This window comes from Promicromonospora sp. NPDC023805, from assembly GCF_040639635.1.
Lineage (GTDB): Bacteria > Actinomycetota > Actinomycetes > Actinomycetales > Cellulomonadaceae > Promicromonospora.
The window spans coordinates 565109-580387 of record NZ_JBFAAH010000001.1; the positions used below are offsets into that span (position 1 = coordinate 565109).

The 15279-nt window shown below is 68.4% G+C and carries 12 protein-coding genes; 7 read left to right on the forward strand and 5 right to left on the reverse strand.

All coding sequences use genetic code 11. The features are described from left to right. Position 1: 1 nt before the first annotated feature. Genes AB0F70_RS02555 through AB0F70_RS02565 form a run of 3 tightly spaced genes read right to left on the reverse strand, consistent with a single transcriptional unit; the run spans position 2 to position 2662 of the window. Entirely contained in the window at positions 2-955 is a 954-nt protein-coding gene (locus AB0F70_RS02555) for a pirin family protein (RefSeq protein ID WP_357443213.1), read from the reverse strand. Between the two features lie 22 nt (positions 956-977). Continuing rightward, on the reverse strand, positions 978-1706 hold the full coding sequence (locus AB0F70_RS02560) for an SDR family oxidoreductase (protein ID WP_357443216.1): 729 nt from the start codon (positions 1704-1706) through the stop codon (positions 978-980). Next, on the reverse strand, positions 1703-2662 hold the full coding sequence (locus tag AB0F70_RS02565; RefSeq protein ID WP_357443219.1) for an NmrA/HSCARG family protein: 960 nt from the start codon (positions 2660-2662) through the stop codon (positions 1703-1705). The genes AB0F70_RS02560 and AB0F70_RS02565 overlap by 4 nt, the downstream gene beginning before the upstream one ends. 229 nt (positions 2663-2891) lie before the next feature. Here AB0F70_RS02565 and AB0F70_RS02570 point away from each other — a divergent pair, with 229 nt between their 5' ends. The 5 genes from AB0F70_RS02570 to AB0F70_RS02590 all read left to right on the forward strand — a co-directional run bounded on the left by AB0F70_RS02570 (position 2892) and on the right by AB0F70_RS02590 (position 10727). Next, a complete protein-coding gene (locus AB0F70_RS02570; RefSeq protein WP_357443222.1) occupies positions 2892-3608 on the forward strand; it encodes an acetoacetate decarboxylase family protein in 717 nt (238 codons plus the stop codon). A gap of 483 nt (positions 3609-4091) precedes the next feature. Next, complete coding sequence (locus AB0F70_RS02575) at positions 4092-6962, forward strand: glycosyl hydrolase (RefSeq protein ID WP_357443225.1); 2871 nt, start codon at positions 4092-4094, stop codon at positions 6960-6962. Between the two features lie 152 nt (positions 6963-7114). Beyond that, the gene (locus AB0F70_RS02580) at positions 7115-8635 is read left to right on the forward strand and encodes a family 43 glycosylhydrolase (RefSeq protein ID WP_357443228.1); all 1521 of its coding nucleotides are present in this window, start codon (positions 7115-7117) and stop codon (positions 8633-8635) included. A 66-nt stretch (positions 8636-8701) separates the two neighbouring features. Beyond that, positions 8702-10006, forward strand: a complete 1305-nt coding sequence (locus tag AB0F70_RS02585) for an RICIN domain-containing protein (protein ID WP_357443231.1) — start codon at positions 8702-8704, stop codon at positions 10004-10006. Positions 10007-10076: 70 nt separating this feature from the next. Next, the gene (locus AB0F70_RS02590; RefSeq protein WP_357443234.1) at positions 10077-10727 is read left to right on the forward strand and encodes a hypothetical protein; all 651 of its coding nucleotides are present in this window, start codon (positions 10077-10079) and stop codon (positions 10725-10727) included. A gap of 12 nt (positions 10728-10739) precedes the next feature. Here the strand turns inward: AB0F70_RS02590 and AB0F70_RS02595 are convergent, their stop codons facing one another. Further along, the gene (locus AB0F70_RS02595) at positions 10740-11255 is read right to left on the reverse strand and encodes a VOC family protein (protein WP_357443237.1); all 516 of its coding nucleotides are present in this window, start codon (positions 11253-11255) and stop codon (positions 10740-10742) included. A 308-nt stretch (positions 11256-11563) separates the two neighbouring features. Continuing rightward, the gene (locus AB0F70_RS02600) at positions 11564-13180 is read right to left on the reverse strand and encodes a cellulase family glycosylhydrolase (RefSeq protein ID WP_357443240.1); all 1617 of its coding nucleotides are present in this window, start codon (positions 13178-13180) and stop codon (positions 11564-11566) included. A 411-nt stretch (positions 13181-13591) separates the two neighbouring features. Here AB0F70_RS02600 and AB0F70_RS02605 point away from each other — a divergent pair, with 411 nt between their 5' ends. Both AB0F70_RS02605 and AB0F70_RS02610 read left to right on the forward strand, forming a co-directional pair. Continuing rightward, positions 13592-14329 (forward strand): aminoglycoside phosphotransferase family protein, encoded by a 738-nt coding sequence (locus tag AB0F70_RS02605; RefSeq protein ID WP_357443243.1) that lies wholly within the window; start codon positions 13592-13594, stop codon positions 14327-14329. A gap of 169 nt (positions 14330-14498) precedes the next feature. Further along, entirely contained in the window at positions 14499-15278 is a 780-nt protein-coding gene (locus AB0F70_RS02610) for an NPP1 family protein (RefSeq protein WP_357443246.1), read from the forward strand. The last annotated feature ends 1 nt before the right edge of the window (position 15279 follow it).

Below are 15279 nucleotides of genomic sequence, written 5' to 3' on the forward strand. Positions count from 1 at the left end.
GCTACCGCATAGTTGATGCATCATCTTCTGGCTGATCTGCACGATGGCGGGGGTTCCCGCGCGGCGTGATGACGGCGTTGGGCAGCTCCGGCGCCCGCAGGCGGCCGCCTGGGTATCCGTCGACATCACCGAAGCGCTCGGAGGCGGCCTCCCAGTCCGCCCGGGCCCGGACGATGTCCTCGTGGCTGCGTCCGATGAAGTTCCACCACATGACGATCTCCTCCTCGAACGGTGGACCACCGAGCAGGATCGCGCGCGCCGGGACGTCCGACTCGTTCGTGAGGGTCAGGACACCTCTCCCCCGCGGCGCGTAGCCGAGCTCGGCCGGACCCAACCGGGCGTCGGCCAGGCGGACGTCCCCGCTGTCGACGAGCAGGCCGTGCTCGAAGGCGGGGTCCACGGCGAGGGTGATCACCGCGTGCGGGTCGAGGTCGACCTGGGCACCCAGCAAGGGCGTGAACGTCTCAACCGGCGACGCGTCCCCGGCAAGTGAGCCCAGGAAGACCTTGATCTCTGCCCCGTCGATCCGCACCGGTTCGGGCGCATGATGCTGGAAGCCGCGTGCGGCGTTCCGGTGCTCCTCGGGCAGCGCCACCCACAGCTGCACGCCGTGCAGGACGGCGGTCTCCGGGGTGGACACCTCCGAGTGGCAGATGCCGAACCCGCCGGTCATGAGGTTCAGCTCGCCGGGCCTGATGAGCGCGTGGCTGCCGAGGCTGTCGCGGTGCTCGACCTCCCCGCTGAACAGCCAGCTCACCGTCTGCAGACCCGTGTGCGGATGCGTGGGCAGGTCCATGCCGCCCGACGCCGGGACAGCCACGGGACCGTAGTGGTCGGCGAAGCACCAGGCGCCGATCAGCGTCCGCGCCTTCTGCGGCAGAGTCCGCCGCACCTGCATCGCCCGGACGCCTCCGATGGGCACGTCGCGCCAGGGCAGGACCTCCACATTGCTCACCGGGACCACCTCTCGAGGGATGTCATAGACCGCCGTTCGCGTGCACGGTCTGGCCGTTGACCCAGTGGCCCTCGGGCGAGGCGAGGAATGCCGCCACCTCGGCGATGTCCACCACCTCGCCGAGGCGTTCGAGCGGTGTGGCCGCGATCATCCCCGCCAGGGACTCCTCGGCCTGGTTCTCGAAGAGCATGTCGGTGGCCGTCACGCCCGGAGCGATGGTGTTGACCGTGACGTTCCTGCCGCGCAGCTCGCGGGCCAGGATCAGGGTCATCGCCTCCACCGCGGCCTTGGTGGCGGTGTACGCGCCATAGCCCGGCAGGAGGGCCTTGGTCACCGATGACGAGAACATCTGGATCGATCCGCCGTCGCGCACATGGCGGGCCGCCTGTTGTGCGACGACGAACGAGCCGCGGACGTTGGTGCGGTACAGGGCGTCCAGCTCGTCCAGGTCGGTCTCCTCGATCGTCCCCGTGATCATCCGGGCCGCGGCGTGCACGACCACGTCGACGCCCCCGAACCGCGACGCGGCCTCGGCGAACATCTCGGCGACCGCGACGTCGTCGGCGACGTCAGCCCGGAACGCCGTCGCCTCCGCCCCTGCCTCGACCGCATCCTTGACCGTCGCGGCGGCTTCGTCGGCGTTGGAGGCGTAGCCGACGACCACCGCGTAACCCTGTGCGGCGAGCCGCCGCACGATCCCGCGACCGATGCCGCGCGAACCGCCGGTGACTATCGCGACGCGGGCGCTCACGCCGTCGCCCGCAGCTCGGCGAAGGCGTCCTTGTGCTCGGCGAGCCACTCGGAGAACGTCTTGAGCTGCGGGTTGAGCTCGCGGACCTTGGCCAGGTCCCGGCGGCCGGTGAACTCGTCGGCGAACTCGGCGTAGAACTGGAACATGTTCCCGAGGTCGTCGGCCCCGGGGAACCCGGCCGAACGAAGGCCCTCGAACGGGACCGGGTAGTAGTGGACCGGCTCGCCGAGGAGCTCGGCGAACGCCGCCGCGTACTCGGCGCCCGTCAGGTGCTCGCCCGCGATGCTCACGGTCTCGCCGACGAGCGCCGTACCGCGCTTGAAGATGCCGTAGGCCGTGCGGCCGATGTCCTCGGCCGCGATCCCGGCGAGCTTGCTGTCGGCCATCGCGAGGGCGAGCACGAGGCTGCCGTCCTCCTGGCGCTTGGGCGGGAAGTAGCCGAGGAAACCGTCCCAGTAGAACGTGGTCTGCAGGTACGTGGTCGGGACGCCGGCCTCGCCGAACAGGGCGTTGGCCTCACCCTTGACGTCGAAGTGGGGGACCTTGTACCCGCCCATCAGGGTGGGCATCCGGTCGTCGTCGAGCGGCACGGACTTGCGTGTGTCCTCCAGCGTCGACCAGATCGCGTGCTCGATGCCCGTGGCCTTCGCCGCCTGGGCGAGGTTGCGGGCCTGTGCGTACTCGCGCTCGGGCGAGCCGTGCGCCCAGTAGTCGGTGACGAAGTACGCCCCGTAGGCGCCTTCCAGGGCCGCGACCACGCTTGCCTCGTCGTCGAGGTCTGCCGCGACCACCTCGGCGCCGAGCTTGGCGAGCTCCTGGGCCTTGTCGGAGTCGGGGTTGCGGGTCAGCGCACGGACGGTGAACCCGGAGCCGGCGTCCGCGAGGATCGCGTGGGCGAGCCCGCCGCCCTGGGCACCCGTAGCACCGACGACGGCGATGATCTTCTGCTCAGACATGGTCTTCTCCTCTGATCTGGTCGCGCCCCGCGACCAGTTGGTTGATGCATCACTTATCAGCGCCGAGCGCTGCGTGACATGTCAACTAACCTAGGCCCGGATAGATGACGTGTCAAGCAGATCGCGACCAGGCCGGTGCCGGCTAGGGGCCGACGTGCGCAGGCGCATCACCAGTGCCTAGAGTCGGGACGGACGGCGCACGGCGTGCAGGAACAGGACGGAGGCTCACGTGTCGACGCGGCTACCTCTCCTGACGTCCGACGAGCTGGTACGGCTGCAGTCAGCGCCCGAGTCGGTGCTGACCCCCGCCCTGGCGCGACGTCTGCCAGCGAGTGCGCCCCTGGCCCCGTGGCGGTGCACCTTCAGCGGGTTTGCCTGGGTCCAGCGTTCCGGCCCGGCCGTCCGCGCGGTACTCCCTGCGCCGTTTCGGCGCGGTGCGCTGGGCCGCTGGTTGGTGGCCGCGTTCGTGCACTACGAGGACTCCCCCGTCGGGCCCTATTCGGAACTGCTCGCCGCCGTGCTGGTGCGCGAGAGGTCGCGGCTCTCCCTGCACACGCCCTTCATGGCCGTGGACTCCCTGCCCAGCCTCCGCGCGGGGCGCGCGAACTGGGCGCTGCCCAAGACGCTGGCCGAGTTCGAGGACGGCCTCGGCCGATCCGGCGTCTGGGGAGCCGCTGCCGACGGGTGGTCGGTGGACGCCCGGGCACGCGCGCACGGACCTCGGCTGCCGATGCGAGCGACGATGCAGGGCGTCCAGGTACGCCCCGACCGGACCATCAGCCGCCACCGCGCGACGATCTCAGGATCCGCGCGCATCGCCCGTGTCGAGGTGGACGTGGCGGCACGGGAGTCGCAGCTCGGCTGGATGCCCTCGGGGCGACACCTCGGGCTGCAGTGGTCGCACGCCTCGCTCACGATGTCCGCCTCGTTCGACGGAACTCGCTGACCCGTCCGCCGGATGGCGGCCCCGCCCGGACGGCTCGCTGACCGGCCCGCACTCGGGCCCGGGCCGCTCAGTGTTGATCCCGCGCACCAGGGCCGCGGGCGGACTCTGACCGCGCGCCGGCCCAGGGGCGCCGAGCACGTCATCCCATCCATCATCATGAACCTATACAAATCCTCACGAAAACGATGTCTCACCACAATTGGTTGACGACCATGGTTTCACCCTGCAATGTGTGAGAGCGCTTCCACGATTTTTGCTCGCCAGAAGCGATGCGCTAAGCAGTTTCGCAAGTCCTTACATCACCCTCAATGACGCGGGAACGAGATGAGCCGAGCATCCGACGACGGGGGCGGCTCCGAGAGGACAACGATGTTCGATCCTTCTGCCAGCCCGGATTCGACGGCCCACTCCGACAGAACAGCGCGACCGCACCGCGATGCCCGGCTCAGGTCTGGGCCCCGACGGCGAGGATGGCGCTCACGCATGGCTGTCCTCACAGCGGTAGTGGTCGCGCTCTCCACGAGCAGCATCGTCCCGGCCGTGGCGGCCGAACCGACGCCCGTCGGTGCGGGGAGCTACACGACCGACCAGGTCGGTCCCGCACCCGAGGGGTGCGCCCCGCTCGCGACCGACGCACGTGCGTTCATCACCGACTCGGCCCCTGAAGGGGCAGTGCCGACGAACGACTGGTGGTCCTCCCTCAGCTTCAAGAAGTTCGACTGTTCGATGAGCGAACCACTGCACGCGCACCCCGTGTCGTACAAGCCGTCGCCGGGAGGCCTCGGGCTCTCGTACACCCAGCAGCCCACCCTCTACGGGACCCCCGGTGGGATCGGCGAGTTCCACTACCCGTACAGCCAGGACCTCGTCGTCGGCGTCGCGGGACTCAACGCGGCCGTCGCCGAGGTCGCCGACTGGAGCGACTGGACCGTCACCCCTTCGTGGAGCGACGGAGCGCGTTCCATGAAGGCGACGATCGGGCACGGTCTCCCCCTCACCTGGTTCGAGATGACTGGCGGCGACGCGCGCCTCACCGGCGCGTCGGACCTCCGGGTGTGGCTCCGCGACGGCGCCCGCATCGGGTTCAGCACGGGCGGCGCCGACTACGTCGCGTTCGCGCCGACCGGATCGTCCTGGACGACGTCCGGCAGCGTGCTGAGCAGCAACCTCTCCGGCAAGGGCTACCTCTCTGTCGCCGCGCTTCCGACGACACCCGGTGACAGCGACGCGGCGCGGACCGCCCAGGCGAGCTCGTACGCCCCGTACGCCTATGTCGAGGTGACCGGAACCCGCGCCGACTACGACTACGACGAAGCCACGAGCATCGTGCGTACCACCTACTCCTTCGAGACCGAGGCGCACGAGGGCACCAACGAGGGCACGATCGCGGCCCTCTACCCGCATCAGAACGTGTACCTCGAGGGTTCTACCGGCGACGGGCCGGGTGGCGGCGCGGCATCCGGCCGCGACTACGAGTCGGCGCGCGGCAAGATGAACACGCTGGTCGGAGCGACGTCGTTCACGACGGAGACCCCGTTCACCGGTGTCCTGCCGGAGGTCCCCGCGGTCGCGACCGCAGCGGGTGACGCGAACGCGCGGCTCGACGCCCTGCTGGACGCCGAGGCGGGCGACCCGATGAGCATCGACGGTGGCGACACGTACTGGACCGGCAAGGCGCTCGGCCGCGCCGTGCGGATCGCGGAGATCGCCGACCAGCTCGACCGCACGAGCGTGCGCGATGCGGCGCTCGCACAGATCGAGGCCACGCTCACGGACTGGTTCACGGCGAGCGCCGGCGAGACGGAGCAGCTGTTCGCGTACAACCAGAACTGGGGCACCCTGGTGGGCTTCCCCGCCGGGTACGGGTCGGACAAAGAGCTGAACGACCATCACTTCCACTACGGGTACTTCATCGTCGCGGCCGCCACGCTGGCCCGGTTCGATCCGGCATGGGCGACCGACCAGCAGTTCGGCGGCATGGTCGACGAGCTGATCGCGGATGCCAACAACTTCGACCGAACCGACCTGCGGTACCCGTACCTCCGGGACTTCGACATCTACGCGGGCCACGACTGGGCGGCGGGCCACGGCGCTTTCGTCAACGGCAACAACCAGGAGTCGAGCTCGGAGGGCCAGAACTTCGCGAACGGTCTCATCCAGTGGGGCACCGCTACCGGCGACGACGCCGCCCGCGATGCCGGTATCTACCTCTACGCCACGCAGACGGCGGCGATCCAGCAGTACTGGTTCGACGGGTCCGGTGCGATGCCCGACGCCTTCGGGCACTCCACGGTGGGCATGATCTGGGGCAGCGGCGGCGCGTACGCGACCTGGTTCAGCGGCGAGGCCGAGATGATCCAGGGCATCAACACGCTGCCGATCACGGGCGGCCATCTCTACCTGGGCCTGCGCCCCGACGACGTCGTCGACAACTACGACGAGATGGTCGCGGCCAACAACGGCAACCCGACGGTCTGGCAGGACCTCTTGTGGTCGTATCTCGCGCTCGGGGACGGTCAGCGAGCGCTCGCCGCACTCGACGGGGACCGCGAGTACCCGGTCGAGGAGGGCGAGAGCCGCGCGCACACGTACCACTGGATCGCCAACGTCGCCGAGCTGGGCACTGTCGACTCGACGGTGACCGCCAACTCTCCGTTGGCGGTCGTCTTCACCAGGCACGGGGCGCGCACCTACGTGGCCTCGAACATCACGCAGTCGCCCAGCACGGTCAGATTCTCGGACGGGACGTCGCTCGCGGTGCCGGTCGGGAAGACCGTCACCTCGGGTGCTCATACGTGGAGCGGGGGCGGTGCCCCGGGCGGCACCGACCCGACGGACCCCACGGATCCGACGGATCCGCCCGTCCGTGCCGCGACGACGTTCTACCTGACCGCAGGCGGCGCCCTGGTCACCGCACCCGGCTCTGCTGCCACGGCCGTGCTCGGCGCACGCTCGGGACCGGATGCGGTAGGCGATCCGGGTACCGGGCTCACCGCCACGCTGGACCACGTCACGGGCGACTTCGGCGGCCTGCGCACCACCTTCGATCTCGGCGTGGACGCAGGAGCGAATGTCGGTAACGGCACGCGACTGCGCGTCTCCTACGACCTCAGCGGCGACGGTTCCTTCGACCGCGTGGAGACCTACAGGTACTTCGCCACGGACCCGGTTCCCGGCTTCGAGCGCTACACCTCGGTGAACCAGGCGATGGAGAGCTCCGCGGGCACTCTTGGCGTCCTCACCGACGGCACGATCAAGGTCGAGATCTGGAACGTGCTCGGCAACGCGTCCTCGCTCGTGAACCTCAGGGACTCCGTGCTGGAGGTGCCGTTCGGGCCGTTGACCGTGAGCTGACGGATACCGATGAATGCGATGGCCCCGGTCGGTATCGACCGGGGCCATCGCATGTCGCGGCGCCCCGCAACGAGCCCATTGACACGCCGTCGCAGGCCCGGGAGACTTCACCCGGATGTTAACGCTCACATTCGCTCTCAAGGAGGAGAGACATGAACGCACCTGTGCATCAGCCACGCCGTCGACGTCGTGGCGCGACCCTGTTCTTCGCCGCTCTCGCGGCGCTGGCGGTAGTGCTCCCCCTCGCCGTGTCGGGCACGGTCGCCGCGGCCGCCCCCGGCTCGACGTTCCAGAACCCCCTGGTCGGCACGCCGAACAGCGCCGACCCGTGGCTGGGCTACCACAACGGCAACTACTACTACGCGGCCACGACGTGGACCGGCGACATCTACATCCGTAGGTCGCCCACCCTGGCCGGCCTGAAGACCGCCGCCGAGACCCGGGTGTTCCAGATGTCGCAACCCAACGCGACGTCGAACATGTGGGCCCCGAGCCTGCACCAGCTGAACGGCAAGTGGTACCTGTACTACTCGGCCGGCCCCAGCTCGTGCTGCGGCGGACAGCGCCAGCACGTGCTCGAGAGCGCGGGGTCGGACCCGATGGGCCCTTACACCTACAAGGGCAAGCTCAACCTCATGCCGAACGACGGCTGGGCGATCGACGGCAGCGTCATGACCGTGGGCGGCGCGAACTACTTCGTGTTCTCGGCGTTCACGAACAACGGCAGCTTCGAGTCGGGGGCCACCCAGAACCTGTACATCTCCCGGATGACGAACCCGTGGACGGTCGCAGCCCCCGGCACGCTGATCTCCCAGCCCACGCACGCGTGGGAGACGCAGGGCAACCCGGTCAACGAGGGTCCGACCGTGCTGCAGCGCGGCGGCCGCACGTTCCTCACCTACTCGGCAAGCTTCTGCGCCACCCCGGACTACAAGATCGGCATGCTGGAGCTGACCGGATCGGACCCGCTCAGCAGAAGCTCGTGGACCAAGAACAGCACACCGCTGTTCCAGCGCAGCGACGCCAACGGGGTCTACGGGCCCGCCCACCACACCTTCTTCAAGTCACCCGACGGCACCGAGGACTGGATCGTCTACCACGCGAACTCCTCGTCCTCCCAGGGCTGCGGCACCACCCGCACCAGCCGGGCCCAGCGGATCTCCTGGAACCCGGACGGCACCCCGAACCTCGGTGTCCCGGTCTCGACCGCGACGACCCTGGCCGGCCCGTCCGGCGAGAACAGCAACCCGGGCGCCGTCCCGGTGCGCCGCCTGCAGTCCTACAACTTCCAGGACCGCTACGTCCGCCACTCCGACTTCTCCGTGCGGATCGACCCGAACGTCAGCCCGGCGCTCGACGGCAGGTTCCGCGTCGTCACCGGCCTGGCGAGCAGCGGCTCGGGGTACGTCTCGTTCGAGTCGGAGAACTACCCCGGCCACTACCTGCGGCACGACAACTACGTGCTGCGGCTCGCCCCGAACGACGGGTCCTCGACGTTCCGGAGTGATGCGACGTTCAGGCAGGTCGCCGGGCTGGCCGGCTCCGGATGGTCCTCGTTCCAGTCCTACAACTTCCCCGACCGGTACGTGCGCCACTCCGCCTACGCGCTCCGGATCGACACCATCGGCACGGACGCCGCCCGCCAGGACGCCACGTTCCGGCTCGTCGACTGACCTTCCCCGGCAGACCACCAGACCGACGGCGCCTGGCCCCGCCAGGCACAAGACGAAGGAGTCCACATGACACACGCCGTCCCCACCCTCCAGGCACGCCACAGGCTGCTCGCATTCCTCGCGGTGCTCGCCATCGCCCTGTCCGTGGCCCAGGTAGTGAACGCGCCCCCGGCCCAGGCGGCGACCGCGTACATCTACACCACGTTCAAGGGCGACGCCGCCGCCGACCAGGAGCTGTGGGTCTACACCTCCTCGAACGCGACAAGCTTCAGCACCCTCGCGGACACCAACTTCCGGGGCCCGACGGGCGCACTGCGCGACCCGAGCATCATCAAGTCGGGCGGCACCTACTACATCGCGTACACGGTCCAGTCCTGGACCACGCAGTCCACGCACTTCAACATCGCGCGCAGCACGGACCTGCGGAACTGGACGCACGTGGCCTCCGTCCCGGCCGGCGTCAGCGGCACCGCCTACACCTGGGCTCCCGAGTTCTACGTCGAGGGCGGCACGGTCCGCGTGGTCATCAGCCTCGGCACCTCGGACCACCAGTTCGTGCCGTACGTGTACACCGCCCAGAACAGCGGCCTGACCTCGTGGAGCGGCCCGACCCGGCTCGGCATCCCCGCCAACCACATCGACACGTACATCGTGAAGCGCGGCTCGACCTACCACGCGTTCGTGAAGAACGAGACGTCCAAGTGGATCGAGCGGTGGACCTCGACCAACTTCACGACCTGGACCAACCAGGGAAACCAGTGGCAGCAGTACCACGAGGGCCCGTCGGTCGTGCAGCTGGAGAACGGCACGTACCGCGCCTACATCGACCGGTACCCCAGCGGCGGCATGTGGACCTCCACGAGCTCCGACCTCACCTCCTGGAGCGGCCTGTCCCAGGTCGGCTGCGACGGCTGCCGGCACGGGACCGTCATCCTCGACACCACCTACGCCGGGGCATCCGGTGAACGCGTCACCAACCGGCACAGCGGCCTGGTCATGGACGTCCAGAACCCCAACCTGAACAACAACGCCCGCGTCGGCCAGTACGCGTGGAACGGGGAGAACTGGCAGCGCTGGGCCTTCGAGGACGCCGGTTCCGGCTACCTCCGGATCCGCTCCGTCCACTCCAACAAGTGTCTCGACGTCTCCGGCACCGCGGACGGCTCCGAGGTCCAGCAGTACGACTGCTACAACGGGACCAACCAGCAGTTCACGCTGCGGAACACGAGCAACGGCTACGTCGAGATCGTCGACCGGCGCAGCGGCAAGTGCCTCGACGTCCCCGGACAGTCGACGGCGAACGGCACGATCCTGAAGATCTACCCCTGCAACGGCGGCAACAACCAGCAGTGGCTGCGCGCCACCGCCTGACCTGAGTCGTGGAACGGCGTCGGTCCCATCCAAGGCCCGACGCCGTTCCACGGCCAGGTAGATTCCCCGCATGTCGTCTCGAGAGTTCTATCTGGCCCGGCCCGAGCCGGTGCGTCTCGCACGAGCGCTGCTCCTGGCAGCGGGCATCCTGCTGGCCGGCCCGCTCCTACTCGTCTGGATCATCCTCAACCCGGGCGAGTCCGTCGGCGACGACGTTCCCGGTTACGTCGCCGGCGGCGGCCTGACCCTTTTCGGCGTCGCCGCGCTGGTCAGCGTCATCGTCCAGGCCGTCCGACGACGCCGACAGCCGGCACCCGAGGCAGCACTCCTGCTGGACGACGGCGGTTTCACCGCCTGGGGCGGGCTCCGGGTCCGCTGGACCGACGTCGTCTCCTGGGAGGTCTACCGCCACCACGGCCTCTACGAGCTCACCGAGGAGGAGCGCGACCCGGACGAACCCGACGACAGCCACGACGAGGTCGACGAGCTTCTCGTGTTCGTCACAGTGCAGCACCCAGAAGCGCTCCTCCGGAGACTCGATCCCGACGTGCGGGAGGCCTACCTCGACTCCGAGCTCAACGACGAGCACGGCCGGCCGATCGAGCCCAGGTCGCCGATTCGCTTCGGCGTCGACGGGCTCGACGCCCCTCCCGACGAGGTGATAGCCGAGGTCGAGCGCTTCAGCGGGATGCCGCCGTCCTCACGTCCTGCACGGACCTAGCCGGCGTCTGGCTCAGCTGGGGTCGGTGAGCTGTCGCATCGCGTCAAGCAACGTCGTGTATACCGGGCCAGGCTGCGGATCGTCCCAGTCCGGCGAGGATTCGTCGTGAGCGAGCCCGGCTGCTGCCGGTGCGAACAGCCACCACAAGTTGCCCCATGGGTCGATGAACCGAGAGATGTCGAAGCCACCGTAGAACGGAGAGACTTCGGTGATGACGGTGGCACCGCGACCGACGGCGCGGCGCATGGTCTCCGCGGCATCGATGACGTAGACCTGGGTCAGCGCCGGGGTGAACGGCCAGTCCGCCTTTCGGTCCGCGACCATGATCACCGAGTTGCCGGTGTGCACCTCGGCATGGATGAGCGTCCCGTCGCCGGCGTACCAGTCGGGCGTGTGCGCTTCGCCGTTCTCGGTGCCGTCGAATACCTCGGTCAGGAATTCGATGAATCGGGCCGCGCCTGTCACGACGATGAATCCGTTGACGGTGTTGTATTCCGGAGATGCCGGCGAACTGGTTGATGTGTCCATGCGTCGAAACATAAAGACGGTTGAGGACAGTCACTGGCCTCTAACCTGCCCCACCAGGGCAGCACAAAACTGGGGAGCCGTTCCGTGACTCGCTGACCCTGAGCTGACCGCCCCCCGCCGGCTGGCAGGTTGGCGGACGATGACCATGCGATTGCTGCCAAGAACCCCTCGGGCGTGGCAGCAGGTGCATGGTCATCTTCCACCCTTACGACACGCCGGACCCGAGGCGGCGAGGTGCACGACGAAGGGCGGCACCGCGTCGCGGTGCCGCCCCAGGCCAGAGATTGCTGCCGTCGATGCCCGTGCGGTCAGGTCGTGCGGAGGGTCCAGCGCTGGTTGGTGCCGCCGCTGCAGGCCCAGAGAATGATCTGGGTGCCGTTGGCGGTGGCCCTGCCGTTGGCGTCGAGGCACAGCGCGTTGTGAGCGTTGGTGATGGTGCCGTTCGTGTTCACGGTCCAGCGCTGGTTCGCGCCGCCCGTGCAGTCCCAGATCGTCGCCTTGGTGCCGTTGGCCGTGCCCCAGCCCGCGGCCTCGAGGCACTTGCCGTTGACCTTCAGCTCACCGGCGGCGGTGCGGGTGAACGCCTGGCTGGGACGCTGCACGCAGTCCCACAGCTGCGCCTGCGTCCCGTTCGTCGTCGAGGCGTTCGGGATGTCGACGCAGCGGTTCGACGCCGCACCGACGATCGCCGTCGAGCCGGACTGGCCCGTGCCGCCGAGGCCGGCCATGATGGCGTCGATGATGCCCTGCTGGGTCACGGAGCTGGCGGACCGGTTGAACAGCCCGAACCCGTACTGGCCGTTGGCGCCGTTGTCCCAGTAGATGGTGCTGGCGCCGTACTTCTTCGCGGTGGCGACCAGCGTGCGTGCGAAGTCCTGCCGGTACCGGGTGTTCGCCGAGTCGTGCGAGGACTTGTCGATCGCGCCGTACTCGCCGACGACGACCGGGTACCCGCGCGTGACGAACTTGTCGTAGGTCTTCTTCAGCTGCGAGTCCATGTAGTCCTCCTGCCCCCAGGTGGACTTCTTCGACGCATTGGTCGCGCCCGCACCCCACTGGGTGATGGTGCCGTTCTCCTCTCCGGCAAAGTCCCACGGGGAGTAGTAGTGAACGGAGATCATCAGCCGCTGCTCGTTGCTGGGAATCGACGAGGACCGGTGGTTGTCCGTCGGGATCACGAAGCCGTAGTCCCCAGCGGTGTAGTCGATGTTCGTGTTCCACCCCGGGACGAGCAGCCATCTCAGGTTGTTGTTTCCCCCGGCCTGCCGCACGGTGTCGACGAAGATCTGGTTGTAGCTGTTGATGTTCGAGTAGCAGGGCTGGGTCGGGTTGCCGTACTGCCCGTCGAACTCCTCGTTCATCGACTCGAGGATCAGGCGCTGGTCGTAGGCCTGGAAGCGGGTGGCGATCTGCTGCCATGCCTTCTGGTACTTGGCCTTGATCGTCGTCTGATCAGCCGCGTCACAGATGAGCCAGGAGCCGCCGACACTCTTGTAGCCGTCGCCGTGCATGTTGATCACCACGTACATGCCCCGGTTGTAGGCGTAGTCGACGACCTGCTGGACCCTGTTCAGCCACGCGGCGTCGATCGTGTAGTTCGGGGCGGAACCTATGGCGTTCAGGTAGGAGACGGGGATCCGGATCGTCTTGAACCCTGCCGCGCGCACCCTGTCGATCTGAGCCTGGGTCACTGTCGGGTTGTTCCATGCGGTCTCGCTCGGGTACCCGTTGGAGCTGGCCTCCAGGCTGTTTCCGAGGTTCCAGCCGGCGCCCATGTCGGCGACGATCTGGGAGGCGTTCAGCGGTGTCACGGTGTCGGCCGAGGCCCGTGTCGCCCAGCCGGTAGCGGACAGGCCGACCGCCAGCATCGCGGCGACAAGGCACGTGGTCAGCAGTCTGAGAGGTGCTCGTCTCACTAGAGGCATCGTTGCTCCTTTGATCGACACTCGATCGGGCCGCAGCGGCCTCGAAAGAGCTGCTTGTTGGACTCACCTGCAAGGGCGGTGAGGCTCGGCGACAGTGCCGGCCTCGCCGCTGGTGCGACGAGCTTCTTCCAAGGGGGCCAGTTCACGGTGTGCTCTTCGTTGCGCACGGGTGCATCCGCTTCGACGGGGCCACTCCCTCGAAGCGCTTCAACACGATATGGCTTTTGTCTGAAAGTGCGCAACCCCTGAAGTCTGCCAGTCGGGTCTCCCTGACAGGCCCGGGCGCGAGCGATCGTCGAATACGCCATCGAAGCGCTTCGGTGCCTGGTTCGGAGCGACACGGCCCGCCGCGCGGCCGCTCGTGAACAAAACCGGTGACTCGGGCCGCCGCTCCACGCGATCATGACCGGCATGGAAGAGGTGAAAGTCGTCGTCGCCCATCAGGCGTGCGCGACCCTACGCGTCGGCGACGTGTTCCTGAAGATCGACGGCGACCAGACGCGCACCGACGTCGAGGTCCAGGCGATGGCCATGGTGCCGGTCCCGACCCCGGAGATCCTCTGGCGCGAGCCGCCAGTGCTCGCCCTCGCCGCTCTGCCCGGGACCGCGCTCGGCCGCCTCGGCGAACCGTCGCCCGCGCCGCCGTCGGCCTGGGTCGCAGCGGGTGCCGCCGTGCGGAAGCTGCACGACACTCCCCTGCCCCCGTGGCCCGGCCGGAGCGTCGACGAGCTCGCCTCGGAGCTGGACGCCGAGTGCGAGTGGCTCGTCACCAGCGGCACCCTTCCCGCGGACCTGGTCACGCGTAACCGCGAGGTCGCCGAGGCGGCGCTCCGGCCGTGGACACCGGTGTTCGTCCACGGCGACCTGCAGCTCGCCCACGTCTTCGTCGAAGGTGACGAAGTCACCGGCGTGATCGACTGGACCGAGGCGAGCCAGGGCGACGCCTTGTTCGACCTCGCCATCCTGACGCTCGGGAACGAGGACCGCCTCGACGACGTCGTTGCCGGCTACGGCACCGACGTCGACCTCGATGTGATCCGCGCGTGGTGGTCGCTGCGCAGCCTGGTGGCCATCCGCTGGCTGGTCGAGCACGGCTTCGACCCGGCCGCGCCGGGTTGCGAGATCGACGTGCTGCGCGCCCACATGTGACAAAAAGTTGGGGGGTGACACGGACTTTCACCCCGTGTACCTTGTCTTGACATTAGGACGTCATGTCCTGGTAAACCGTTGGACAGCATCGACTGCCAGTGTTGGCAGGCCCGCTAAGAAGTCTCGGACGCAGTGCAACTGAATCGGAGAACCCATCATGTTTGCTGCAGTGAGCTCAAGAACGTCCCGCCTGGCCAGGGTCTTCCTGGCCATGATCGGCGCAGTAGCGCTGACCCTCAGCCTGCCGAACGTCGCCTCAGCCGCCGTGCTGAACCCGCTTTCCCCGAACGCCTCGCAGTTCGAGTGGAACTACCTGCCGCTCTTCGACTACGACAGCGACAGCTGCTTTCCCGCGGCGGCCATCGACAGCAGCGGCAGGCTGAACGGCGGCCTCGACGACAGCGGCCCCGTCACCGGCCAGTGCCGCAGCGGCCACCTCGGCAGGGCCAACACCCTCTCCCGGGTGAAGTGCAACAACGGCTGGTGCGCGATCGTCTACTCCCTGTACTTCGAGAAGGACATGAGCTGCGCCAACTGCACACCGACGTCGCACCGCCACGACTGGGAGGGCGTAGTGGTCTGGGTACAGCAGGGACAGGGAACCCCGGGCTACGTCTCCGTGTCCCGCCACGGCCAGTACGAGACCAAGCGGTGGAGCGACATCTCCGAGAAGAACGGCACCCGCGTCAAGGCGGTCTACCACAAGGACGGCGGCAGCACGCACATCATGCGGTTCGCCAAGTCCGGTGAGCGGCCGGAGGCCTGGGGCAACGGTGCCTGGGACGAGCCCGCACTGGTTGGCTGGGACAGGCTGGATGCCGGTCTCCGCGACAGGCTGAACGGCTCCTCGTGGGGCGACGCCAACTTCCCGCTGAAGAATGACAGGTTCCCGACCGAGCTGAGCCGGGCCAAGCCGGGCGGCATCCCGTTCGACCCGAACCTTCCCTGAC

Bases quoted from the DNA above. Each gene is read 5' to 3' on its own strand.
- AB0F70_RS02590 (WP_357443234.1), top strand. From the start codon at position 10,077: ATGTCGTCTCGAGAGTTCTATCTGGCCCGGCCCGAGCCGGTGCGTCTC.
- AB0F70_RS02595 (WP_357443237.1), bottom strand. From the start codon at position 11,255: ATGGACACATCAACCAGTTCGCCGGCATCTCCGGAATACAACACCGTC.
- AB0F70_RS02600 (WP_357443240.1), bottom strand. From the start codon at position 13,180: ATGCCTCTAGTGAGACGAGCACCTCTCAGACTGCTGACCACGTGCCTT.
- AB0F70_RS02575 (WP_357443225.1), top strand. From the start codon at position 4,092: ATGGCTGTCCTCACAGCGGTAGTGGTCGCGCTCTCCACGAGCAGCATC.
- AB0F70_RS02565 (WP_357443219.1), bottom strand. From the start codon at position 2,662: ATGTCTGAGCAGAAGATCATCGCCGTCGTCGGTGCTACGGGTGCCCAG.
- AB0F70_RS02585 (WP_357443231.1), top strand. From the start codon at position 8,702: ATGACACACGCCGTCCCCACCCTCCAGGCACGCCACAGGCTGCTCGCA.
- AB0F70_RS02605 (WP_357443243.1), top strand. From the start codon at position 13,592: ATGGAAGAGGTGAAAGTCGTCGTCGCCCATCAGGCGTGCGCGACCCTA.
- AB0F70_RS02580 (WP_357443228.1), top strand. From the start codon at position 7,115: ATGAACGCACCTGTGCATCAGCCACGCCGTCGACGTCGTGGCGCGACC.